Here is a 22,654-nt window from a genome sequence, read left to right as displayed (position 1 = left end):
AACCGGAAACGGCACGTTCGCGTGCCGTTTTTTTATTGACGGCCGTCAAGGTGCGCGGCGGCGGATCGTCGATCATCGCGATTCCGACGTTCCGATGAGGTTTCAGATGACCGTACGCACTTCCTTTCCGCCGCTGACGATTCGCGGCCGCCCCTTGCTGCCCGTCGTGCAGGGCGGCATGGGCGTCGGCATCTCCGCGCACCGGCTGGCGGGCAGCGTCGCGCGCGAAGGCGCGGTCGGCACGATCGCGAGCATCGACCTGCGGCACCATCATGCGGATCTGCTCGCGCGTTGCCGCGCGCAACCCGATCGCGCGACGCTCGAAGCGGCGAACCTCGACGCGCTCGCGCGCGAGATCCGTCTCGCGAAGACCTACGGCGAAGGGCGCGGGATGATCGCGGTCAACGTGATGAAGGCGGTGAGCGCGCATGCGGACTACGTGCGGGTCGCGTGCGACGAGGGCGCGGACGCGATCGTGATGGGCGCGGGCCTGCCGCTCGATCTGCCCGACCTCACGCAAGGGCGCGACATCGCGCTGATTCCGATCCTGTCGGACAGCCGCGGGATCGCGCTGGTGCTGAAGAAATGGATGAAGAAGGGGCGCCTGCCCGATGCGATCGTGATCGAGCATCCGGCACACGCGGGCGGGCACCTCGGCGTCACGCAGATCGACGACATGCACGACGGCCGTTTCGATTTCGCGCGCGTGCTCGACGAAACCGCACTGGTGATGGCGTCGCTCGGTCTCGCCCGCGACACGATCCCGCTGATCGTGGCCGGCGGGATCAACGGTCACGACGCGGTGCGCGCGGCGTTCGCGGCCGGCGCGAACGGCGTGCAGGTCGGGACGCCGTTCGCGGTGACGGAAGAAGGTGACGCGCATCCGCAATTCAAGCGCGTGCTCGCCGATGCGACGCCCGACGACATCGTCGAATTCGTCAGCGTGACGGGGCTGCCGGCGCGCGCGGTGAAGACGCCGTGGCTCGATCGTTACCTGCGCAACGAGACGCGCATTCGCGACAAGCTCGGCGCGTTGAAGCAGCGCTGTCCGACCGCGCTCGAATGCCTGAGCGTATGCGGGCTGCGCGACGGCATCGAGAAGTTCGGCCACTTCTGCATCGATACGCGGCTCGCGGCCGCGCTGCGCGGCGACGTCGCGAACGGGCTGTTCTTCCGCGGCCGCGAAGCGTTGCCGTTCGGCCGCGCGATCCGCAGCGTGCGCGATCTGCTCGACCTGCTGCTGACGGGCAGCGCGACCGAGCCTGCGGCAAACCGTCCCACGTTTACGCTGGCTTGACCAATATCAAGATGGCGAAAAGACCCTATAGGGAGAATGGTAACCATTCTTTGGGGGTCCGTACCATGCATAAAACGATTCGAACTTGTATCACCGCAGCCGCCGTCACGGCCGGCGTCGTCGCGATGCCGTCGCTGTCGCACGCGGCGTCGCCGGGCGACGGCATCAACCAGGGCGACGTACTGGTCCGGCTGCGCGCGATCAGCATCCAGCCGAACGAGCGCGCGAGCGATACGCTCGGCGCGATCAACACGGGCGTGAACAACGCGATCGTGCCCGAGCTCGACTTCACGTACATGATCCGCGACTACCTCGGCGTCGAGCTGATCCTCGGCACGTCGCGGCACCAACTGACGTCGAGCCTCGGCAATCTCGGCGGCGTGGGCGTGCTGCCGCCGACGCTGCTGCTGCAGTATCACTTCAACCATGCGGGCAAGGTGCGGCCGTACGTCGGCGCCGGGTTGAACTACACGTACTTCTACAACAACGGGCTCAACGTCGGCGGAGAGGGCGTGTCGATCAACAAGAGCAGCTTCGGCCCCGCGCTGCAGTTCGGCGTGGACGTGCAGCTGACGAAGAAGGTGTTCATGAACGTCGACGTGAAGAAGATCTGGATGAGCACCGATGCGACGCTCGGCGACAAGGGCATCGGCACGCTGCACATCGATCCGCTGATCGTCGGCGTGGGCGTCGGGATGAAGTTCTAGACGCGACGGAACAAGAACAGAGTTGGGGTTGGCGGCATGGCGGTCGGCATGCCGCTCTTTTTTTGCGCGGCGGATTTACAGCTTGTCGTACTGGAAGCGCATCGCGGTGCCTTCGCGCGTGATGCGCTCCCACACCGCGCGCTTTTCGTCGTCGCTCAGGAACACCCAGTTCGAGACTTCGGCGGCCGTGCGGCCGCAGCCCTTGCAGACTTCGTCGAAGAGCGTCGAGCACACGCCGATGCAGGGGCTGTCGGGGAGGTCGTGAAGATTGGATGCCATCGGGAGGTTCGCGCCGTTGAATCGTCAGCCGCCATTTTAATGCATCGCGGCGGCCCGCCCGGCCGCCGACGCCGGCGGGTCGCTCGGCGCGGCGGCGGGACGGTCCGGCCGGGCGTCGGCCGCGTTCGCCGGGCGGTCGTACCTGCCATGCGAGCGCAGGTTCGTCGCCGTCCGCTTTTCCCGGTGGACAGCCGCCGATTACCCGATAGAATTCCCCCGGAACGCCCCGCCGCACGGGCAGGCCGAACGGCCGGCAGCGGGAATCTGTTCCGTTTGCGCGACACCGGCATGATTTTTTTGTGACGGGGCGCGAATGATGGTAGTTTTCGGGGTTTTCGAGGGGCGGCGCGCCAGAATGCGCCGCCATGACGAGGCAGACGGCAGCCGGGCAACGCGTCCGGCCGGAGGGAGAACGGGATGAAAGCAAAGGTAGTGGGCCGGTTCGCGGCGCTCGCGCTGTGCGTGGGGGCATCGGCGGCAGCGGCGAAGGATACGCAGCTCAATGTCTATAACTGGTCGGACTACATTGCGAAGGACACGATCCCGAACTTCGAGAAGCAGGCGGGCGTCAAGGTCCGCTACGACAACTACGACAGCGACGACACGCTGCAGGCGAAGCTGCTGACGGGCAGCTCGGGCTACGACATCGTCGTGCCGACCAGCAACTACGCGGGCAAGCAGATCGCCGCCGGCATCTTCGCGCCGCTCGACAAGTCGAAGCTGCCGAACCTCAAGTACCTCGATCCGCAACTGATGGCGCTCGTCGCCGGCGCGGACCCGGGCAACAAGTACTCGGTGCCCTGGGCATACGGCACGACCGGTCTCGCGTACAACCTGACGAAGGCGCAGCAGGCGCTCGGCAAGGTGCCGCTCGACAACTGGGACATCCTGTTCAAGCCGGAAAACCTGTCGAAGCTGAAGACCTGCGGCGTGTCGGTGCTCGACGCGCCCGACCAGATGTTCGCGGCGGCGCTGCACTACATCGGCAAGGATCCGATGAGCACGAACCCGGCCGACTACAAGGCCGCGATGGACGTGCTGAAGAAGATCCGTCCGTACATCACGCAATTCAACTCGTCGGGTTACATCAACGATCTGGTCGGCGGCGACATCTGCTTCGCGTTCGGCTGGTCGGGCGACGTCGTGATCGCGAAGCATCGCGCGATCGAGGCGAAGAAGCCGTACAAAATCGAGTACTACATTCCGAAGGGCGGTGCGCCGGTGTGGTTCGACGTGATGGCGATCCCGAAGGATGCGAAGAACAAGGAAGCCGCGCTGCAGTGGATCAACTACATCGAGGATCCGAAGGTGCACGCGGCGATCACCAACGCGGTGTACTACCCGAGCGCCAACGCCGAGGCACGCAAGTACGTGCGCCCCGACGTCGCAAACGATCCGGCGGTCTACCCGCCGGCCGACGTCGTGAAGACGCTGTTCCTGCTCAAGCCGCTGCCGCCTGAAATCCAGCGTCTGCAGACGCGTCTGTGGACCGAGCTGAAGTCGGGCCGCTGACGCGAGCCGAAGTGAACCCGCAGTCATGAAGCCCCTGGTGCCCCCGGGGGCTTTGTTCGTCTAACGCAGGAGAGAAGCAGCACATCATGAATAGCCAGTCGGGCGCGCCGGTCGCGGGCGCGCCGTTCTCCGTTCCTTCCTCCGGCGCCGATGCGCGCGCCGAGAACTTTGTCCAGATCGTCGACGTCGTCAAGAAATTCGGCGACACCGAAGCCGTGCGCAGCGTCAACCTGACCGTGCGCCAGGGCGAGCTGTTCGCGCTGCTCGGCAGCTCGGGCTGCGGCAAGTCGACGTTGCTGCGGATGCTGGCGGGCCTCGAGACGGTCACGTCGGGCAAGATCCTGATCGACGGCGAGGACCTCGCGCAGATGCCGCCGTACAAGCGGCCCGTGAACATGATGTTCCAGTCGTATGCGCTGTTCCCGCACATGTCGGTCGAGTCGAACGTCGCGTTCGGGTTGAAGCAGGAAGGCACGCCGAAGGCCGAGATCAAGGAGCGCGTTGCCGCGGCGCTCGAACTCGTGCAGATGGGCAAGTACGCGAAGCGCAAGCCGCACCAGCTGTCGGGCGGCCAGCAGCAGCGCGTCGCGCTCGCGCGTTCGCTCGTCAAGCGTCCGAAACTGCTGCTGCTCGACGAGCCGATGTCCGCGCTCGACAAGCAGATTCGCCAGCGCACGCAGATCGAGCTCGTCAACATTCTGAACAAGGTCGGCGTCACCTGCATCATGGTCACGCACGACCAGGAAGAGGCGATGACGATGGCGAACCGCCTCGCCGTGATGAGCGAAGGCCAGATCGTGCAGATCGGCTCGCCGAACGAAGTGTACGAATACCCGAACAGCCGCTTCTCGGCCGAATTCATCGGCTCGACGAACCTGTTCGACGGCGTGACGGTCGAGGACGAACCCGATCACGTGTACATCGAATCGCCGGAGCTGCCGAGCCGGCTGTACGTGAGCCACGGGATCTCGGGCCCGCTCGGCATGCCGGTCACGGTGTCGGTGCGCCCCGAGCGGATCGCGCTCACGCGCAAGCCGCCCGAAGGCGCGTTCAACTGGGCGCGCGGCCGGATCAGCAACGTCGCGTACATGGGCGGCTATTCGCTGTATCACGTGAAGCTCGACGCGGGCAAGACGGTGGTCGCGAACGTGTCGAGCCTCGCGATTTCCGAACTCGACACGCCGGCGCTCGGCGACGAGATCTACGTGCGCTGGAGCGCGACCGCCGGCGTGGTGTTGACGTCATGAGCGCGTTCAAGTCCCTGCTCGCGTGGCCGGTGCGGCGCTTCAACCTGACGGGTGCCACGGCGGTCGTCGCCGGGCCGTTCACGTGGCTCGTGCTGTTCTTCCTCGTGCCGTTCGTGCTGGTCGTGAAGATCAGTTTCGCGGAGCTGCAGCTCGGCATCCCGCCGTATACGGAGCTCGCGTCGTACGCGGACGGCGTCGTGCACATCGCGCTGAACCTGTCGCACTACGCGTTCCTGCTCACGGACAGCCTGTATTTCGCGACCTACGTGAACTCGGTGTGGGTCGCCGCGATCACGACGCTGCTGTGTCTGCTGCTCGGCTATCCGATGGCGTACTACATCGCGCGGTCGAACCCGGCCACCCGCAACCTGCTGATGATGGGCGTGATGCTGCCGTTCTGGACGTCGTTCCTGATCCGCGTGTACGCATGGATCGGGATCCTGAAGAACAACGGGCTTTTGAACAACTTCCTGATGTGGATCGGGCTCACCCATACGCCGATCGAGCTGTACCGCACGAACTACGCGGTGTACATCGGGATGGTGTATTCGTACCTGCCGTTCCTCGTGATGCCGCTCTACGCGCACCTCGTGAAGATGGACCTGCGCCTGCTCGAAGCCGCGTACGACCTCGGCGCAAAGCCGTGGAAGGCATTCGTGCAGATCACGCTGCCGCTGTCGAAGAACGGGATCATCGCGGGCTGCCTGCTGGTGTTCATTCCGGCGGTCGGCGAGTACGTGATTCCGGAGCTGCTCGGCGGCGCGAATACGCTGATGATCGGCCGTGTGATGTGGAACGAGTTCTTCAACAACGCGGACTGGCCGATGGCGTCGGCCGTGACTTGCGCGATGGTGTTGCTGCTGCTCGTGCCGATGGCGATGTTCCAGCACTTCCAGGCGAAGGAACAGGGAGGCCGTCGATGAAGCCGAATCGTTACCTGCAGTTCACGGCGCTGTTCGTCGGTTTCGCGTTCCTGTACATCCCGATCATCAGCCTGATCGTCTATTCGTTCAACGAGTCGAAGCTCGTCACCGTGTGGTCGGGCTTCTCGTTCCGCTGGTACGCGGCGCTCGTCGAGGACGACGAGCTGCTGGCGGCCGCATGGCTGTCGCTGAAGATCGGCGTGCTGACCGCGTTCGCGTCGGTGTTCATCGGCACGTGGGCCGGCTTCGTGCTCGCGCGGATGGGGCGTTTTCGCGGCTTCGCGCTGTTCAGCGGGATGATCAACGCGCCGCTCGTGATTCCCGAGGTGATCCAGGGGATCTCGCTGCTGCTGCTGTTCATCGAGCTCGCGAAGTGGATCGGCTGGCCGGCCGAGCGCGGCGTGTTCACGATCTGGCTCGGCCACGTGATGCTGTGCATCTCGTACGTCGCGATCATCGTGCAGTCGCGCGTGCGCGAGCTGAATCCGTCGCTGGAAGAAGCCGCGCTCGATCTCGGCGCGACGCCGCTGAAGGTGTTCTTCACGATCACGCTGCCGCTGATCTCGCAGGCGCTGATCGCGGGCTGGCTGCTGTCGTTCACGCTGTCGATCGACGACCTCGTGCTGTCGGCGTTCCTGTCGGGCCCCGGCTCGACGACGCTGCCGCTCGTCGTGTTCTCGCGCGTGCGCCTCGGCTTGAACCCGGAGATGAACGCGCTCGCGACGCTGTTCATCATCGCCGTGACGGCCGGCGTCGTGATCGCGAACTTCGTGATGCTGCGTCAGGAACGCAAGCGGATGGCGGGGTTCGCGGCCTGACGCGCCGGCGGTTGCCGCCGTGAAAAACGCCCGGTGCCGACGACGAGTCGGACCGGGCGTTTCGTTGGCGGCGCGTGATCGCCGGCCCGTCGTCGGCGTTCATGCGCCGAATGCCGCCTTCGCCAGCAACCCCACCGCGACGCACACGAGCACGGCCGCGAAGCCGGCCTGCACGTGCCGCGCGGCGAGGCGGCGCGACGCGCCGCGGCCGGCGGCCATGCCGAGCGCGGTGGCGACGGTAAACCACAGCGTCACGTCGAGCGGCGCGCGCGTGCCCGACGCGAGCGTCGCGAGCACGCCGCCGGTGCCGACCAGCGCGATCACCATCAGCGACGTCGCGACCACCCCATGCATCGACACGTTCGTGAACTTGCGCAGCATCGGCACGATCACGAAGCCGCCACCGACGCCGAGCAACCCGGTCATCAAGCCCGTGACTGCGCCGGTCGACGCCAGCGCGATACCCACGGGCCACGACCACACGAGTCGGCCCGTATCGGGATTCACGCGGCCGACGCACAGCGGCGACGCGTCGGCATCGGCCGGCTGCGGCCGTAGTGCCTGTCGCAGCAGGCGGCCGGCGACGACGAGCATCGTCAGCGCGAACAGCGTGAGCAGCAGGCGCTGCGGCAGCACGTGCGCGAGCCGGACGCCGAGCGTGGTCAGCGGCACGCCGGCCACGGCCATCAGCAGCGCCGCGCGATAGCGCACGAGCCCGCGGCGGAAGCCTTCGAGCGTGCCGAGCGCGGCACTGCCCGCGACCGCGACGAGTGCGACGGGGGTGGCCTGCTGCATCGGCCAGCTCATCCCGACGACGAGCGCGGGCACTGCGAGAATGCCGCCGCCGGCGCCGGTCAGGCCGAGCACGGCGCCGACGAAGCCGCCCAGTACGAGGGAAATCAGCATGACGTCATCGCGCTCCGGTCAACGTGCGATCGCGGGCTTCGCGAGCCATTCGCGGCCCTTGAGCATCGCCTTCCAGTAGAGCGGCGGCAGCACGCGCTCCTTGAGCAGCCACGCGAGCCGCGACGGCCGCTTGCCGTCGATCAGCCATGCGGGAAAGGTCGGGGCGACCTTGCCGCCGTACAGGAATTCGGCGAGCACGATCTTGCCGCGCTCGACGGTGAGCGGGCACGAGCCGTAGCCGTCGTACGCGGCGTCGCCCCATGCGAGGCCGAGCGACGCGAGCAGGTTGTGCGCGACGACGGGCGCCTGCTTGCGGGCGGCTGCGGCGGTTTTCGCGTTGGTCGTGTTGGTGACGTCGCCGAGGGCGTAGATGTCCGGAAACCGTGTGTGCCGCAGCGTCGCCGGATCGACGTCGATCCAGCCGGCCGCATCGGCGAGCGGGCTCGCGCGCACGAAGTCGGGCGCCTTCTGCGGCGGCACGACGTGAATCATGTCGAACGAACGCTCGACCGTTTCCTTGCCGCCGTCCGGCAGCGCGCGCGAGAACGTCGCACGGCGCGCAGGCCCGTCGATCGCGACGAGGTCATGGCCGAACGACAGTGCGATGTCGTAGCTTTTCACGTACTCCATCAGCGCGGGCACGTAATCGGCGACGCCGAACAGCGCGCCGCCCGCATTCAGGAATTCGACGTTCGCGGCGTCGAGGCGCCCGGTGCGTCGCCAGTGGTCGCACGACAGGTACATCGCCTTTTGCGGTGCGCCCGCACACTTGATCGGCATCGGCGGTTGCGTGAACAGCGCATTGCCGCCGCGGAACGCGCGCACGAGCTCCCACGTGTACGGCGCGAGTTCGTAGCGGTAGTTCGACGTGACGCCGTTGCGGCCGAGCGTGTCGGCGAGGCCGTCGATCGCGTGCCAGTCGAGCTTGAGCCCCGGGCACACGACGAGCCTGCGATAACCGATGCGTCGGCCGCCGTCGAGCACGACCGCGTGCGCGTCGGGCTCGAAGCCCGCGACGGCGGCCCGGATCCGCTGCACGCCGCGCGGCAGCACGTCGGTCATCGGCCGCGCGGTGGCGCCGGGCCGGAACACGCCCGCGCCGACCATCGTCCAGCCGGGCTGGTAATAGTGAACGTCGGCGGGATCGATTACCGCGATGTCGAGCGACGCGTCGCGCGCGCGCAGGCTCGACGCGACCGCGATGCCGGCCGCGCCGGCGCCGACGATCACGATGTCGTGCCGCGCGTCCGCGGCCGGCGCCGCCTGGCGGATGCCCGCCGCGTGAAGCGCGGGCAGGTCGGCCGCCGCGATCTGCGGCGGGACCGACTGCGCGTCGGTCAGCTTGCGAATGGTCATGTCGGGGTTCTCCGGAGGGGGCGGGGCGCGCGGCTCAGATCGCGTCGAGCGGGATCTTCAGGTAGCGCACGCCGTTGTTTTCGGGCTCGGGCAGGTGGCCGGCGCGCATGTTGACCTGCACGGACGGCAGCATCAGCACGGGCATGTCGAGCGTCGCGTCGCGCGCGGTGCGCATCGCGACGAAATCGTCCTCGGTCACGCCGTCCTTCACGTGCACGTTCGTGCGGCGCTGCTCGGCGACGGTCGTCACGAACTGCACGTCGCGGCCGCCCGGCTGGTAGTCGTGGCACAGGTACAGGCGCGTGTCGGGCGGCAGCGCGAGTACGCGCGCGATCGAGCGGTACAGCGTGCGCGCGTCGCCGCCCGGGAAGTCGCAGCGGGCCGTGCCGTAGTCGGGCATGAACAGCGTGTCGCCGACGAACGCCGCGCGCTGCGTCGCGTCGGCCACGCAGTAGGTCATGCACGCGGGCGTGTGGCCCGGCGTGTGCAGCGCGCGGATCGTCAACGCGCCGAGCGCGAGCGTGTCGCCGTCGTCGACGAGCCGATCGAACTGACGGCCGTCCGCCGCGAAGCCGGGGCCCGCGTTGAACAGCGTGCCGAACACGTGCTGCACGCGGCGCACGTGCGAGCCGATCGCGATCTGGCCGCCGACCTGCGTTTTCAGGTACGGCGCGGCCGACAGGTGGTCGGCGTGCACGTGCGTCTCCAGCAGCCAGTGCACGGTCGCGCCGAGCTCGGCGACACGCGCGATCAGCCGGTCGGCGCTGACGGTGCGGGTGCGGCCGGATTTCGGGTCGTAGTCGAGCACGCTGTCGATCAGCGCGCACGCGCGGCTCGCCGTATCGAGCAGCAGATAGCTGACGGTGTGGGTCGCCGGGTCGAAAAAGCCTTCGACCGACAGGGCGGGGGCGTTGCTCACGGGGTGTCCTCGATCGGGTTCTGCATCTGCAATCGCGATCTTCATTTCAAGAAGCGTGCCAGCGGGCGGCGCGGCACCGGCCGATGCGCCAGGGACTTGATTCGGCTCGGGTTTTCGGTGCGCCGGCGTCGCCGCGAGGGCGACAACGACAGCCGGTGGCTGACAGGGACTGCCACAACTGGCAGTGTCGTGGCAGAATTGGCAGTCAGCCTGGCAGTCCGTCCGGGCGCCTCTCCGCCGAGCGAGCCTGCGCATGAATCCGCACGACACCATTCCGATCGTTCCTGCCCCGCGCCGCGACGCGATGCCGGATGTCCGCGCGCTCGTCGCGTATCTCGAGCAGGACCCGCAGCCGATGATCGTGGTCGATCCCGCCTACCGCATCCTCGCGGCGAACGATGCGTACCGGCGCCAGTTCGGCGTGGCCGGCGTCGAGCATGTGGGCCGGCACTGTTTCCAGGTGTCGCATCGCTACGACGTGCCGTGCGACCAGGCCGGCGAGCACTGCCCGATGAAGCAGGCGCTCGAATCGCGCGGGCTGAACCGCGTGCTGCACATCCACCACACGCCGCGCGGCCCCGAGCATGTCGACGTCGAGCTGCGGCCGATCTTCGACGCGGACGGCAACGTGATCGCGTATGTCGAGCGGCTGACGACGGTGCGCAGCGCGTCCGCGCAGCCGAGCGCGGAAGGGCTCGTCGGCGGCGCCGACGCGTTCAACGCGGCGCTCGGCGCGCTGCAGCGCGTTGCGCCGTCGACGCTGCCGGTGCTGCTGCTCGGCGAATCGGGCACCGGCAAGGAGCTGTTCGCCCGCGCGCTGCACGAGGCGAGCGATCGCGCGATGGGGCCGTTCGTCGTCGTCGATTGCTCGGGGATCGCCGAGACGCTGTTCGAGAGCGAACTGTTCGGCTACGAGAAGGGCGCGTTCACGGGCGCGAACCAGCGCAAGCCGGGCCTCGTCGAAACCGCGCAGGGCGGCACGCTGTTTCTCGACGAGATCGGCGACGTGCCGCTGCCGATGCAGGTGAAGCTGCTGCGGCTGATCGAATCGGGCACGTTCCGGCGCGTCGGCGGCGTCGAGGCGCTGCGCGCCGATTTCCGGCTCGTCGCGGCCACGCACAAGCCGCTGCGCGAGATGATCGACGATGGCCGGTTCCGGCAGGACCTCTACTACCGGATCAACGCGTTTCCGATTCCGCTGCCGGCGCTGCGCGAACGGCGCGCCGACATCGCGCTGCTGGCCGAATCGATCTTGCGGCGGATCGCGAACGCGCGCGGCAATGCGAGCGACACGAATGCGCGACCGTTCACGGCCCGACCGTTCGTGCTGACCGAGCGCGCGCGGGCGTGCCTCGACGCGTATGCGTGGCCCGGCAACATCCGCGAGCTGCGCAACGTGCTCGAGCGCGCGTGCCTGTTCGCGGACGACGGGACGATTCGCGTCGAACATCTGCCGGCCGAGCTCGTCGCGGCAGCGGCGGCGCCGCACGCGCAGGCGGCGGACACGCGCGGCGTGTCCGATGCGGAGCTGGTCCGTATCGCGCGTGCGTTCGACGGCACGCGCAAGGCGCTCGCCGCGCAGCTCGGATTGAGCGAGCGGACGCTGTACCGGCGGATGAAGGCGCTCGGCCTCGGCGCCCGCGAGCGCTGAACGGGCCTGCAGCGCGGCCGGCGGCGGCACGCGGCTTTGCCGATCATGGCGCGTTCGTCTCCGGATGCGCCGGGTACGTCGCACAGCACGCGATGCCGGCTGCCGATGGTGAAACGGGCGACGAGCAGGAAACCCGCTTGCCGCCCGCGCATCATGCGATCAGCGCACCGGCGCCAGCTGCGCCATCGCTTCGCGCACGAAACCGATCAGCGTGTCGTCGGCCCACGAATCCTTCGTCAGCGCCGGCTCGTTCGCCAGCGCCGCGCGGAATTTCGCGTGCGTGGCCGGATCGTGGCCCGCGTAGCTGCAGAACAGTTCGAGCCAGCGCTGCGCGAGCGCACGGCCTTGCGGCGAATCGGGTGGCACGCCCGATTCGACCGCGTCGCGCACGTCGGCCATCAGTTGTGGCCATTCCGTCGCGCGTTCGCGATAGTGCGCCCGCATGAAGCGGATCTCGTCCGGCGCGAGGTACTTCTCGAAGAGGCGCATCTTCGTTTCCGACGAGGCACGCAGCACGTAGTCGCGCAATGCGGTCGAAATGCCGATCTTCGACTGCATCGACGGTTCCTGCTCGTGCATCAGGTTCAGCTTCGCGAGCAAGCGCGGATCGTTGTTCGTGTCGCGTACCAGCAGCGCCATCCAGCGCGCGGCGAGCGCGCGCACGCGCTCGTCCTCGGCGGGCACGCCCGCATCGTGCAGCGCTCGCACTTCGGCAACGAGCGCGATCCATTCGGCGTCGCCGGCCTGGCTCTTCTGGTACATCGGCAGGCGAGCGAGTTCTTCCTCGGAGAAATATTTGTCGTACACGGTCATCAACTCCAGTGTGGTGAGCCAATCGGCCAGTTCCGGCTCGGCGCCCGCCGCGAGCTGCGCATGCAGGCTCGCGAGCCGCTCGCGCAGCTGCGCGGTTTGCGCGAGCTGGCGGTCGAGCGACGCGATCTGCTTGGCGACGAGATCGACGAGCGGGGTGCCGGGCCGGTTCAGGTAATCGCCGATTTCGGCGAGCGACAGTCCGAAGCGACGCAGGGCCTGGATCTGGTGGAGCCGGGCGATGTCGTCGCGGTCGTACAGCCGGTAGCCGTTGTCGGCGCGCGCCGAAGGCGTCAGCAGACCGATTGCGTGATAGTGATGAAGCGTGCGGACGGTCAGCCCGGTGCGTTTCGCCAGTTCTCCCACTTTCAGCCGCATTCGTTCCTCCGTTGGTGCGCACACTGGAGTCTCGAACGTTACGCTACGTGAGGGTCAAGCGGAAGATCGGCGATCGGACGGACGTGGCGGGGCGTCGCACGCCCGTCCGATCGAAGGAATGCGCTACTGGGTCGAGGATGCACCGTCGGGCGTGGCGGCGGCGCGCGCGTCCCTGCCGGCTGCGCCGGCGGTTTTACGGGACCCGTCGCCGTTGCCCGCCGGCGGCGTGCCCATCGCCTGGTAGAGCCGCGCGGTATCCGCGAACCGTGCGCCGGTCGCGCGAATCTCGTCGAGCCGCGCATTGCGGTACTGCAACTCGCTCGCGCGCGCGGCCGATGGCGGCAGCGCGCCGAGCCGCACGCGGGCGGCCGCGTCGTCGTAGGCGCCCCGCGCGGACAGCGCGGCGCGCGACGACGCATCGAGCGCCTGCGCGTCGTGCTCGAGCGCCGCGAGCGAATCGGCGACGTTCTGGAACGCGCCGAGCACCGCCTGCTTGTACTGGTCGACCGCGGCCTCGTAGGTCGCCTTCGCTGCGCGACGCTGGGCGAGCAGCGCGCCGCCGTGGAAGATCGGCTGGCTCAGCGATGCGCCGACGTTCCAGATCGCGCCGGCGCCCGACAGCATCGTCGGCCAGCTGAAGCCGCCTTTGCCCATCGCCGCCGACAGCGACAGTTGCGGAAACATCTGCGCGGTCGCGAGGCCCACTTCGGCGGCGGCGGCCTTCAGCCCCGCGTCCGCGGCCTGGATGTCCGGGCGGCTTTGCAGCAGGTCCGACGGCACGACGACGGGCACCTGCTCGGGCAGGTGCAGATCGGCGAGCGCGAGATCGGCCGGCGGCCGGTCGGGCGTGCGGCCGACCAGCACCGCGAGCGCATGGCGCGCCGAGTCGCGCTGCTGGCGCAGCGCGGGCAGGCTCGCCGCGAACGTGTCGGCGCTTTGCCGGGCCGTCAGCGCGTCGCTGCGCGATGCCGAACCGAGCGCATGGCGGCGCTCGGCGTCGTGCGCCTGGTCGTTCGCGAGCGCGACGAGCCGTTCGGTCGTCTCGATCTGTGCATCGAGCACCGCCACGGTGATCGACGCGGTCACGATGTTCGCGGCCAGCGCGCGCCGCGCGGATTCGAGCTGGAACGCGCTGACGTCGACGCGTTTCGCGAGCGCGCGGTTCGCGAAGCGCGACACGCCGAACAGGTCGACCGTATAGCTCGCCTGCAGTTGCCCGACGAACGTGTCGTACAACAGCGTCGGCGCGCCGAGCGCGGGAATCGGTACGCCGAGCGCGCGCTGGCGCGCGGCCTGGCCGACCGCGTCGATCGACGGCAGCATCGAACTGCCGATCTGCCCGCGCAACTGTTCGCGCGCGGCATCCAGCGAATGCGACGCCGCACTCAGCGTCGGGTTGTTGCGCAGCCCTTCGTCGACGAGCGCGTTCAGCGCATCGGAACGGTACTGCTTCCACCAGTCCGGCACCGGCCGCGCGCCGACCTCGAACTGCTGCGCGACACCGTGCGCGGACACGGTCTGCTCGACTTGCGGCGCCGCGCCGTAGTGCGCGGGCGACGGCATCGCGGGCGGCTCGCCGCTCGGCGCGAACCACGCGCAGCCCGCGAGCGGGCCGGCGACGCTCGCCAGCGCGAGCGCCCGCACGGCTTTGGTTTTCAGGGTCATCGATCGATCCATGGTCAGGCTCCCGACGGCGCGGCCGGCGTGCTGCCGCTTGGCGGCGGGCCGTCGTGCGGGTCGCGTTCGTCGCGCTTCACGCGGAACCACGTCGCGTACAGCGCGGGCAGGTAGAACAGCGTCAGCACGGTCGCGCTCGTGATGCCGCCCATCAGCGCGGTCGCCATCGGCCCGAAGAAGTTCGAGCGCAACAGCGGAATCAGCGCGAGCACGGCGGCCGCGGCCGTCAGCGTGATCGGCCGGAAACGCCGCACGGTCGCGCCGATGATCGCGTCGACGCGGCCGTGACCGACCGCGATGTCCTGCTCGATCTGATCGACGAGGATCACCGAGTTGCGCATGATGATCCCGAACATCGCGATCACGCCGAGCATCGCGACGAAGCCGAACGGCTGGCCGAACAGCAGCAGCGTCGCGACCACGCCGATCAGCCCGAGCGGCGCGGTCAGCACGACCATCAGCATGCGCGAGAAGCTCTGCAGCTGGATCATCAGCAGCGTGAACACGGCGATCGCCATCAGCGGCATCTGCGCGTTGATCGACGTCTGCGCCTTCGCGCTTTCCTCGACCGAACCGCCGATGTCGACCCGATAGCCGACCGGCAACTGCGCGCGCAGCGCGTTCAGCTTCGCGTCGACCGCGTGCGTGACGTCGATGCCCTGTGCGCCGGCGCGCACGTCCGACTGCACGGTGATGGTCGGCTGGCGGTCGCGCTCCCACACGACGCCGTATTCGAGCGTCGGCGTGAAGCGGCCGAGCGAGCCGAGCGGCACGGGGCCGTTCGGCGTCGGCAGCGCGAGGCCCGCGAGTTTTGCCGGATCGACGCGATCGGCCTGCGGCGCGCGCAGGTCGACGGCGATCAGCTTGTCGCGCTCGCGATACTGCGTGACGGTCGTGCCGGACAGCGTCATCGCGAGGAAGCTCGACACGTCCTGCGACGTGACGTTCAGCTCGCGCGCCTTCTTCTGGTCGAGCTCGAAGCGTACCGAGCGTTCGGCCGGCTCGTCCCAGTCGAACTGCACGTTGACCGTGCGCGCATCGCCGCGCATCGTCGCCGCGACCTTCTCGGCGATCGAGCGGACCGTCGCGATGCTGTCGCCGCTCACGCGGAACTGCACCGGATAGCCGACCGGCGGCCCGTTCTCGAGCCGCGACAGCCGCCAGCGCACGGCCGGGAAGCGGTCGCGCAGCGTGGTTTCGAGCCAGGTCGCGAGCTTCTCGCGATCCTCGACCGATTTCGCGGTGATCACGAACTGCGCGAAGTTCGGCAGTTGCAGTTGCTGGTCGAGCGGCAGGTAGAAGCGCGGCGCGCCGCTGCCGACGAAGTTCACCGAATGATCGATCTCGGGGCGCTTGTCGAGCACTTTCTCGAGACGCTCGGTCTCGCGCAGCGTCGCCGCGAACGACGCGCCTTCGGGCAGCCGCAGGTCGACCAGCAGCTCGGGCCGGTCGGAGCTCGGGAAGAACTGCTGCGGCACCAGCGAGAAGCCCATCATCGCCACGACGAAGAGGGCGCCCGTGATCAGCAGCACGACGAAGCGCCGCTCGATGCACCAGTCGATCCAGCCGCGCAGCCGCCGGTAGAAGCGGGTGTCGTAGATGTCGTGCTCGTGATCGTCGGGCAGGTGCGCCTCGTGCGCGTGCCGCTTGCGCTCGGGCAGCATGTGGAAGCCCAGCAGCGGGATCAGCACGACGGCCGCGAACCACGACGCGATCAGCGCGATCGCCGACACCTCGAAGATCGAGCGCGTGTATTCGCCGGTGCTCGATTTCGCGAGCGCGATCGGCAGGAAGCCCGATACCGTGACGAGCGTGCCCGTCAGCATCGGGAACGCGGTGCTGGTGTACGCGAACGCGGCGGCGCGCGCGCGGCTGTAGCCCTGTTCGAGCTTCACGGCCATCATCTCGACCGCGATGATCGCGTCGTCGACGAGCAGCCCGAGCGCGAGCACGAGCGTGCCGAGCGACACCTTGTGCAGCCCGATGTCGAACAGGTACATGAACAGCGCGGTGACGGCGAGCACGACCGGGATCGAGATCACGACGACCATCCCGGTGCGCAGCCCGAGCGACACGAGGCTCACGACCAGCACGATCGCGACCGCTTCGGCGACGGCTTCGAGGAAGTCGTCGACCGAATGCGAGACCGCGTGCGGCATGCTCGACACCTCGACGAGCTTCAGCCCCGCAGGCAGTTGCGCCTGCAACTGCTTCGATTCGGCGTCGAGCGCCTTGCCGAGCCGGATCACGTCGCCGCCCGGCTGCATCGTGACGCCGATGCCGAGCACGGCCTTGCCGTTGCTGCGCATCTGCGTGACGGTCGGATCGTCGTAGCCGCGCCGGACCGTGGCGAGATCGCCGAGCCGGAACGTGCGGCCGTTGATGCGGATCAGCGTATCGGCGATCGCGCCGACGTTGTCGAACTGGCCGCTCGGCCGCACGAACACGCGATCGTCGGCGGTCGTCAGCACGCCGGCCGACGACACGTCGTTCTGCGCGTTGATCGCCTGCCCGAGCTGCTGCGGCGAGATGCCGAGGCGCGTGAGCTGCGCGTTGTTCACCTCGATGAAGATCCGCTGGTCGGGGTCGCCGAAATAGTCGACCTTGCCGACGCCTGGCACGCGCAGCAGCACGGTGCGCAACTGGTCCGCGTAGTCGTGCAGTTGCGCGGGCGTGAAGCCGTCGCCCTCGAGCGTCCAGATGTTGGTGTAGACGTCGCCGAATTCGTCGTTGAAGAACGGGCCCTGCACGCCGGGCGGCAACGTATAGCCGATGTCGCCCACTTTCTTGCGGATCTGGTACCAGGTCTCGGGCACGTCCTTCACCGGCGCCGAATCCTTCATCGTGAAGAAGATCAGCGATTCGCCGGGGCGCGAATAGCTGCGCAGGAAGTCGATGGCCGGCGTTTCCTGCAGCTTGCGGCCGATCCGGTCGGTCACCTGTTCCTGTACCTGCCGCGCGCTCGCGCCAGGCCAGAACGTGCGGATCACCATCACGCGGAACGTGAACGGCGGGTCTTCGGATTGCGCGAGCCGCGTGTACGCGAGGATGCCCGCGAGCGTCGCGAGCGCGATCAGGTAGACGACCAGCGCCTGGTGGCGCAGCGCCCATGCGGACAGGTTGAACCGGCCTTCTTCGTGGGAGACGCTCACGATGCGAAGTCCTCCGGATGCAGCGGCGCGATCGCGCGCACCTTCTCGCCCGCGCTGACCGTATGCACGCCCTGCAGCACGACGCGCTCGCCCGGTTGCAGCCCGTGCGACACGGTGACGGTGCGCTCGTTGAAGCGCGCGACGTCGACGCGGCGCAACTCGAGCGTGTCGTCCTTCGCGCGCACGACCCAGACGGCCGGATGCGCGCCGTCGTGGAACAGCGCGGTCGCAGGCAGCGTGATTGGCTGCGTATCGGCGGCGGCCGGTGCGCCGTCGAACGCGACGTCCGCGGTCATCCCGAGCCGGATCGCCGGATCGGGCGCGCCGAGCGTGAGTTTCACGCGATAGGTGCGGCTTTGCGGATCGGCGGCCGGCGCGATTTCGCGGACTTTCGCGGCGAACCGGCGACCCGGCAGCGCCGGCAGCGTGACGGTGGCCGCGTGACCGGGCGCGAGCGACGCGAGCGCGGCCTCGGGCACGTCGCTGACCACGTCGACGTCGCCCGACCACGCGAGCTGGTAGACCGGCTGGCCGGCCGACACGTTCTGGCCGGTATCGGCCTGTTCGGCGGTGATGGCGCCCGCATGATCGGCGACGAGCGTCGCGTAGCGCAGCTGGTTCTTCGCGAGCGCGAGCTGCTGCTGCGCCTGGTCGCGTTGCGCGAGCGCCGACGTGTAGCTGTTCTGGGTCTGTTCGAGCTGCGCGGTCGCGATCAGGTTTTCGCGGGCCTGCGCGCGATCGCGATCGAGCTGCTGCTTCGCGAACGCGAGGGTGTGCGTCGCGGCATCGAGTTGCGCCTGCGCGCTTGCGGCGTTCTTCTCGACGTCGGACGGATCGAGCAGCGCAACGACCTGGCCGACCTTCACCGTATCGCCGAGCCGCACCCGGCGCTCGATGATCTTGCCGGCGATGCGGAACGACAGTGGGGTGGCGTAGCGCGGCTGGATGTCGCCGGGCAGCGTGCGCGCGGCCGCGAGGGTGTCGGCCCGTGCGGGCAGCGCGACGACGGGGCGCGGGGCGGGCGGTGCGGATTCTTTCGGATGACAGGCGGCAAGGACGAGCGCGGCGCCGATCAGCAGCGCGGCGCGGGAACCGGAGCGATTCACGAAACCCCCAGGTGAGGTGGAGCGGTACGAAGCCGGCAAGCGCGGCGGGCGCTTGCCCCGAGCGGCGCCGGCACCGGCGCACGCGGACAGACGAACGACATCTTCGGAAACTGTGGCGAATTCTAATACACACCTGTATTTGAATGCAAAGATGAATCTGAAAGGGAGGAGATGCTAGACTGCGCGTCATGAAACCACAGCGCTTAACTCGCGAGCAGAGCAGGGACCAGACGCGCGAACGTCTGCTGAAAGCCGCGCATCGAATTTTTCTGAAGAAAGGCTATGTGGCCGCGAGCGTCGAGGACATCGCGGCGGCGGCCGGCTATACGCGCGGTGCGTTCTACTCGAATTTCCGCAGCAAGTCCGACCTGTTGCTGGAATTGCTGGAGCGTAATCACGACGAGGTGCGCGCCGACTTCGAGGCGATTTTCGAAGGGGGCGGCACGCGCGAGCAGATGGAATCGATGGCGCTCGCGTATTACCGGACGCTGTTTCGCGACGACGAATACTCGCTGCTGTGGGGCGAGGCGAAACTGCAGGCCGCGCGCGACGCGAAGTTCCGCGTGCGCTTCAACCAGTTCCTGCACGGCAAGCGCGTGCAGATGGCCGAATTCATCCAGCGCTTCGCCGAGCGGTCGGGCACGCCGCTGCTGCTGCCGGCCGACACGCTCGCGTTCGGGCTGATGTGCCTGTGCGACGGCGTGCAGTCGTACTACACGGCCGATCCGCAGCACGTGTCGGTCGACGCGGCGGAAGCGGTGCTCGCAGGGTTCTTCGCGCGGGTCGTGCTGGGGCGCGCGCCGGACTGACGGCCGCACGTCCGTTGCCGGAGCGCGCTATGCGCGGCATCCGGCGGTCAGCGCGCGGCGGTGTACGGCACGCGCGGCCTCCGGTCAGCGTTCGCCGGTCATCCGCCGGTATGCGTCGAGCAGCGACGTCTTGTAGACGACGCCCGCGAGCGTCGGCTCGGCTTCGCTCTCGATCACCGGCAGCCGTTCGCCCTGGAACGCCATGAAGCGCTCGAGCGCGGTCGCGAGCGGCATGTCGGGCGTGAGCAGCGGAAACGGCGTATGCGCGTAGTGCGCGGCCGTCTTGTCGGTCGTGTCGCGCTTGTCGAGCAGGTCCGACGTGATGTCCTTCAGCGCGACCGCGCCGCGAAAGCGCCCGGCGTCGTCGGTCACGTACAGATACTTCACCGGATATTCGAGAAACACGCGCGTCATGTCGGCGACGCTCGCGGTGAGCGGCACGACTGTCTGCGCGGGCTGGATCAGCTCGCGCATCTGCGTGGTGCGCAGGCGCTGCCGCTCCTGCGCGTCCTGGTAGTGGTGCAGCGTGATCTCGTACATCGACGTCGTGCCCGTCGCGCGTGCGACGAAATACGCGAACACGCACGACACCAGCAGCGGCAGCACGACCTGATAGCTCAGCGTCATCTCGAAGATCATCAGGATCGCCATCAGCGGCGCTTGCGTGGCGCCCGCCATGAACGCGCCCATCCCGACGATCGCGTACGCGAAATACGCGGACGTATGGCCCGGCCACAGCGCGTCCATCGCAAGCCCGAACAGCGAGCCGAACACGGCGCCGACGAACAGCGTCGGCGTGAACACGCCGCCGATCGCGCCCGAGCCGGCCGTCGCGGCGGTCGCGATCACCTTGAACACGAGGACCGCGACGAGCGCCTGCCAGGTCCACGGCGAATGGAGGATGTGGTTCACGACGCTGTAGCCGTTGCCCCACACGTCCGGAATCCACACCGAGATCACGCCGACGACGAGGCCGCCGAGCGCGAGCCGCACGGGCAGCGGCACGGGCAGCCGCTTGAACTGCGTCTTCGACGCGTCGAGCAGGTGCAGGAACTGCGGCGCCAGCACGCCGCACAGCGTGCCGAGCACGACGAACAGCAGCACCTCGGGGCCCGTCACGGCCGGAAACACCGGCATCTCGTACGGCGGCCGGTAGCCGGCGAATTCGCGCATCACGATGTTCGCGACGACCGACGCGACGACCATCGGCCCGAAGCTCTCCATCGCGATCGTGCCGAGCACGATCTCCGATACGAAAAAGGCGCCGGCGATCGGCGCGTTGTAAGCGGACGTGATGCCGGCCGCCGCGCCGCAAGCGACCAGCAGGCGCAGGCGCGGCGGGTCGAAGTGCGCGAAGCGGCCGACGAGCGACGCCGCGAGCGCGGCGAGCTGCACCATCGGGCCTTCGCGGCCGATCGAGCCGCCGCTGCCGATCGTCAGCAGCGACGACACGCTGCGCCACAGGCTCTGCCGTACCGGTACGACGCCGTTGCCGAGCGCGACCGATTCCATGTAGTCGGTGTTGGCGGCCTGACGGTCGCCGCGCGTCGCGAGCAGCAGCACGCAGCCGGCGAGGAAGCCGCCCGCGGCCGGCATCCAGAACCGCACGTACCACGGCAGGCGCTTCGCCATCTGCACGAAGCTGCCGCTCTGCCCCGAGATCAGGTGCTGCATCAGGTCGATGCCTTCGCGGAACGCCATCGTGGCAAAGGCGCCGCCGACGCCGACGATGGCCGACCAGATCAGCATCGTATGGGCGTCCGACAGGCGGAACAGCGTTTGGGCGCGAGTGCGCAGCTTCAGCAGAAACGAGAGCACGGCTGAAAGGGGACGATGGAAAACGACGCGAAGCATAGCACTGCGCCGCGCCCGCGGGATCTTCCCGTCGGGCGCGGCGCGCGAACCGTCACGGACGTGCGGCTCAGCCAAGCCAGTGCTGCACGGCCCAGGTGATCCCGTAGCCGCCGGCGATCAGCCACACGTACAGGATCAGGCCGGTCATCAGCGCACGCGGGCCGGCTGCGCGGATCTGCGCGACACGCGTCTCGATGCCGAGTGCGGTCATGGCCATCGTCAGCGCGAAGGTGTCGAGCACGTTCAGCGTATGCGTGACGTCCGCAGGCAGCACGTTCAGCGAATTGACGATCACGAAGCCGAGGAAGCCGAGCGCGAACCAGGGAACCGCCACCTTGCGCCGGGCTTGCGCGCCGCCGGCCGCGTGGCGAGCCGAGCGCGCCGAACGGGCGAGCCACCAGCCGAGCGCGAGCAGCACCGGCACCAGCAGCATCACGCGCGTCATCTTCACGATCGTCGCGACGTGCGCGACCTGCGGGCTGATGTCGCTCGCCGCGCCGACCACCTGCGCGACTTCGTGGATCGTGCCGCCGAAGAACAGGCCAAGGCCGGCCGGATCGAGGTTCAGCCACCCGGCGTGATAGGCGACCGGGTACAGGAACATCGACAGCGTGCCGAACAGCACGACGCTACCCACGGCCATCGCGCTCTGGTGCGGCTTCGACTGCAGCGTCGACTCGAACGCGAGCACGGCGGCCGCACCGCAGATCGCGCTGCCGGCGGCGGTCAGCAGCGCGGCGTCGCGATCGAGCTTCATCAGCTTCATGCCGACCCAGGTGCCGATCGCGAGCGTGCTGACGACGATCAGCACCGACACCGCGAGGCCCGGCAGCCCGACCTGCGCGATTTCCTGCAGGCTCACGCGCAACCCGAAGAACGCGACCGCGATGCGCAGCAGCTTGCGCGCGGAGAAATCGACACCGGCCGCCCAGCTGGCCGGCATGCCGTCGCGCAGCCCGTTGCCGTACGCCGCCCCGGCGACGATGCCGACGATCAGCGGCGACAGGCCGAGCCCCTCGATCGCGGGAAGCTCGGCGAGGCTCGTGACGGCGGCGGCGAACAGCGCGACGAACAGCACGCCGTTCAACTGGCCGCGCACCGACGGCGCGGCATGGCTGAGAGGGGGAGTCGGGGCAGTGGACATGGAGGCACCGTAATGGAGCGTGTGGCGATGGTGTAATCCTAATTTCGTTATATCGATATGAAAAATTGTGATTTGTGACGTAAACTATCCGGGAAGCCGATAATTCATC

Annotated in this window: 17 protein-coding genes and 1 pseudogene; 8 read left to right on the top strand and 10 right to left on the bottom strand. The window is 68.4% G+C overall.

Annotation, left to right across the window (positions count from 1 at the left end):
• Nucleotides 1–106 precede the first annotated feature (106 nt).
• The gene (locus WS54_RS22120) at nucleotides 107–1,297 is read left to right on the top strand and encodes an NAD(P)H-dependent flavin oxidoreductase (RefSeq protein WP_059785910.1); all 1,191 of its coding nucleotides are present in this window, start codon (nucleotides 107–109) and stop codon (nucleotides 1,295–1,297) included.
• Between the two features lie 65 nt (nucleotides 1,298–1,362).
• Nucleotides 1,363–2,004, top strand: a complete 642-nt coding sequence (locus tag WS54_RS22115) for an OmpW/AlkL family protein (protein WP_059785908.1) — start codon at nucleotides 1,363–1,365, stop codon at nucleotides 2,002–2,004.
• A 75-nt stretch (nucleotides 2,005–2,079) separates the two neighbouring features.
• Here WS54_RS22115 and WS54_RS22110 read toward each other — a convergent pair whose 3' ends face one another.
• Nucleotides 2,080–2,283: a DUF1289 domain-containing protein gene (locus tag WS54_RS22110; protein ID WP_006493160.1), complete on the bottom strand. Its 204-nt coding sequence runs from the start codon at nucleotides 2,281–2,283 to the stop codon at nucleotides 2,080–2,082.
• A 417-nt stretch (nucleotides 2,284–2,700) separates the two neighbouring features.
• Between WS54_RS22110 and WS54_RS22105 the strand changes: the two genes are divergently transcribed.
• The 4 genes from WS54_RS22105 (at nucleotide 2,701) to WS54_RS22090 (ending at nucleotide 6,783) form a co-directional block, all read left to right on the top strand.
• Entirely contained in the window at nucleotides 2,701–3,795 is a 1,095-nt protein-coding gene (locus WS54_RS22105; RefSeq protein ID WP_034207395.1) for a polyamine ABC transporter substrate-binding protein, read from the top strand.
• 86 nt (nucleotides 3,796–3,881) lie between these two features.
• Nucleotides 3,882–5,042 carry an ABC transporter ATP-binding protein gene (locus WS54_RS22100; RefSeq protein WP_059785905.1) on the top strand — a complete coding sequence of 387 codons (1,161 nt, stop codon included), beginning with the start codon at nucleotides 3,882–3,884 and terminating at the stop codon, nucleotides 5,040–5,042.
• Nucleotides 5,039–5,965 carry an ABC transporter permease subunit gene (locus tag WS54_RS22095; RefSeq protein ID WP_034207393.1) on the top strand — a complete coding sequence of 309 codons (927 nt, stop codon included), beginning with the start codon at nucleotides 5,039–5,041 and terminating at the stop codon, nucleotides 5,963–5,965. Before WS54_RS22100 ends, WS54_RS22095 begins: the two co-directional genes overlap by 4 nt.
• Nucleotides 5,962–6,783: an ABC transporter permease subunit gene (locus WS54_RS22090; protein ID WP_034207392.1), complete on the top strand. Its 822-nt coding sequence runs from the start codon at nucleotides 5,962–5,964 to the stop codon at nucleotides 6,781–6,783. Before WS54_RS22095 ends, WS54_RS22090 begins: the two co-directional genes overlap by 4 nt.
• A gap of 99 nt (nucleotides 6,784–6,882) precedes the next feature.
• Here WS54_RS22090 and WS54_RS22085 read toward each other — a convergent pair whose 3' ends face one another.
• The 3 genes and pseudogenes from WS54_RS22085 to WS54_RS22075 form a co-directional block, all read right to left on the bottom strand.
• Nucleotides 6,883–7,689 carry a sulfite exporter TauE/SafE family protein gene (locus tag WS54_RS22085; RefSeq protein WP_059785902.1) on the bottom strand — a complete coding sequence of 269 codons (807 nt, stop codon included), beginning with the start codon at nucleotides 7,687–7,689 and terminating at the stop codon, nucleotides 6,883–6,885.
• 18 nt (nucleotides 7,690–7,707) lie between these two features.
• A pseudogene (locus WS54_RS22080) lies at nucleotides 7,708–8,997 on the bottom strand (NAD(P)/FAD-dependent oxidoreductase); the annotation flags it as partial.
• An 82-nt stretch (nucleotides 8,998–9,079) separates the two neighbouring features.
• Nucleotides 9,080–9,964, bottom strand: a complete 885-nt coding sequence (locus WS54_RS22075) for an MBL fold metallo-hydrolase (RefSeq protein WP_059785897.1) — start codon at nucleotides 9,962–9,964, stop codon at nucleotides 9,080–9,082.
• A 253-nt stretch (nucleotides 9,965–10,217) separates the two neighbouring features.
• Between WS54_RS22075 and WS54_RS22070 the strand changes: the two genes are divergently transcribed.
• Nucleotides 10,218–11,615, top strand: coding sequence for a sigma-54 interaction domain-containing protein (locus WS54_RS22070; protein ID WP_059785894.1), 1,398 nt, complete (start codon nucleotides 10,218–10,220; stop codon nucleotides 11,613–11,615).
• A 159-nt stretch (nucleotides 11,616–11,774) separates the two neighbouring features.
• Here the strand turns inward: WS54_RS22070 and WS54_RS22065 are convergent, their stop codons facing one another.
• The 4 genes from WS54_RS22065 to WS54_RS22050 form a co-directional block, all read right to left on the bottom strand.
• Nucleotides 11,775–12,803 (bottom strand): MerR family transcriptional regulator, encoded by a 1,029-nt coding sequence (locus tag WS54_RS22065; RefSeq protein ID WP_034207388.1) that lies wholly within the window; start codon nucleotides 12,801–12,803, stop codon nucleotides 11,775–11,777.
• Between the two features lie 123 nt (nucleotides 12,804–12,926).
• Nucleotides 12,927–14,480, bottom strand: coding sequence for an efflux transporter outer membrane subunit (locus tag WS54_RS22060; protein ID WP_059785889.1), 1,554 nt, complete (start codon nucleotides 14,478–14,480; stop codon nucleotides 12,927–12,929).
• A gap of 2 nt (nucleotides 14,481–14,482) precedes the next feature.
• Complete coding sequence (locus WS54_RS22055; protein ID WP_059785886.1) at nucleotides 14,483–17,632, bottom strand: efflux RND transporter permease subunit; 3,150 nt, start codon at nucleotides 17,630–17,632, stop codon at nucleotides 14,483–14,485.
• Nucleotides 17,629–18,738 carry an efflux RND transporter periplasmic adaptor subunit gene (locus tag WS54_RS22050; protein ID WP_059785883.1) on the bottom strand — a complete coding sequence of 370 codons (1,110 nt, stop codon included), beginning with the start codon at nucleotides 18,736–18,738 and terminating at the stop codon, nucleotides 17,629–17,631. Before WS54_RS22050 ends, WS54_RS22055 begins: the two co-directional genes overlap by 4 nt.
• Nucleotides 18,739–18,926: 188 nt before the next feature.
• On the opposite strand from WS54_RS22050, the gene WS54_RS22045 reads away from it, so the two are divergent.
• Nucleotides 18,927–19,547, top strand: coding sequence for a TetR/AcrR family transcriptional regulator (locus WS54_RS22045; RefSeq protein WP_034207384.1), 621 nt, complete (start codon nucleotides 18,927–18,929; stop codon nucleotides 19,545–19,547).
• An 84-nt stretch (nucleotides 19,548–19,631) separates the two neighbouring features.
• On the opposite strand, the gene WS54_RS22040 is transcribed toward WS54_RS22045, so the two are convergent.
• Nucleotides 19,632–21,365 carry a ClcB-like voltage-gated chloride channel protein gene (locus WS54_RS22040; protein WP_218929454.1) on the bottom strand — a complete coding sequence of 578 codons (1,734 nt, stop codon included), beginning with the start codon at nucleotides 21,363–21,365 and terminating at the stop codon, nucleotides 19,632–19,634.
• Between the two features lie 103 nt (nucleotides 21,366–21,468).
• Nucleotides 21,469–22,545: a YeiH family protein gene (locus WS54_RS22030; RefSeq protein WP_059785878.1), complete on the bottom strand. Its 1,077-nt coding sequence runs from the start codon at nucleotides 22,543–22,545 to the stop codon at nucleotides 21,469–21,471.
• Nucleotides 22,546–22,654 lie beyond the last annotated feature (109 nt).

The sequence above is a fragment of the Burkholderia sp. NRF60-BP8 genome (assembly GCF_001522585.2).
Classification (GTDB): domain Bacteria; phylum Pseudomonadota; class Gammaproteobacteria; order Burkholderiales; family Burkholderiaceae; genus Burkholderia.
Note: the sequence above shows the minus strand (reverse complement) of the source record. Positions and strands in the feature narration are given on the sequence as shown.

What these genes read in the sequence shown, in the direction of transcription:
- WS54_RS22120 (WP_059785910.1), top strand. Translation starts at nt 107, where the DNA reads ATGACCGTACGCACTTCCTTTCCGCCGCTGACGATTCGCGGCCGCCCC.
- WS54_RS22115 (WP_059785908.1), top strand. Translation starts at nt 1,363, where the DNA reads ATGCATAAAACGATTCGAACTTGTATCACCGCAGCCGCCGTCACGGCC.
- WS54_RS22110 (WP_006493160.1), bottom strand. Translation starts at nt 2,283, where the DNA reads ATGGCATCCAATCTTCACGACCTCCCCGACAGCCCCTGCATCGGCGTG.
- WS54_RS22105 (WP_034207395.1), top strand. Translation starts at nt 2,701, where the DNA reads ATGAAAGCAAAGGTAGTGGGCCGGTTCGCGGCGCTCGCGCTGTGCGTG.
- WS54_RS22100 (WP_059785905.1), top strand. Translation starts at nt 3,882, where the DNA reads ATGAATAGCCAGTCGGGCGCGCCGGTCGCGGGCGCGCCGTTCTCCGTT.
- WS54_RS22095 (WP_034207393.1), top strand. Translation starts at nt 5,039, where the DNA reads ATGAGCGCGTTCAAGTCCCTGCTCGCGTGGCCGGTGCGGCGCTTCAAC.
- WS54_RS22090 (WP_034207392.1), top strand. Translation starts at nt 5,962, where the DNA reads ATGAAGCCGAATCGTTACCTGCAGTTCACGGCGCTGTTCGTCGGTTTC.
- WS54_RS22085 (WP_059785902.1), bottom strand. Translation starts at nt 7,689, where the DNA reads ATGCTGATTTCCCTCGTACTGGGCGGCTTCGTCGGCGCCGTGCTCGGC.
- WS54_RS22070 (WP_059785894.1), top strand. Translation starts at nt 10,218, where the DNA reads ATGAATCCGCACGACACCATTCCGATCGTTCCTGCCCCGCGCCGCGAC.
- WS54_RS22065 (WP_034207388.1), bottom strand. Translation starts at nt 12,803, where the DNA reads ATGCGGCTGAAAGTGGGAGAACTGGCGAAACGCACCGGGCTGACCGTC.
- WS54_RS22060 (WP_059785889.1), bottom strand. Translation starts at nt 14,480, where the DNA reads ATGGATCGATCGATGACCCTGAAAACCAAAGCCGTGCGGGCGCTCGCG.
- WS54_RS22045 (WP_034207384.1), top strand. Translation starts at nt 18,927, where the DNA reads ATGAAACCACAGCGCTTAACTCGCGAGCAGAGCAGGGACCAGACGCGC.
- WS54_RS22030 (WP_059785878.1), bottom strand. Translation starts at nt 22,545, where the DNA reads ATGTCCACTGCCCCGACTCCCCCTCTCAGCCATGCCGCGCCGTCGGTG.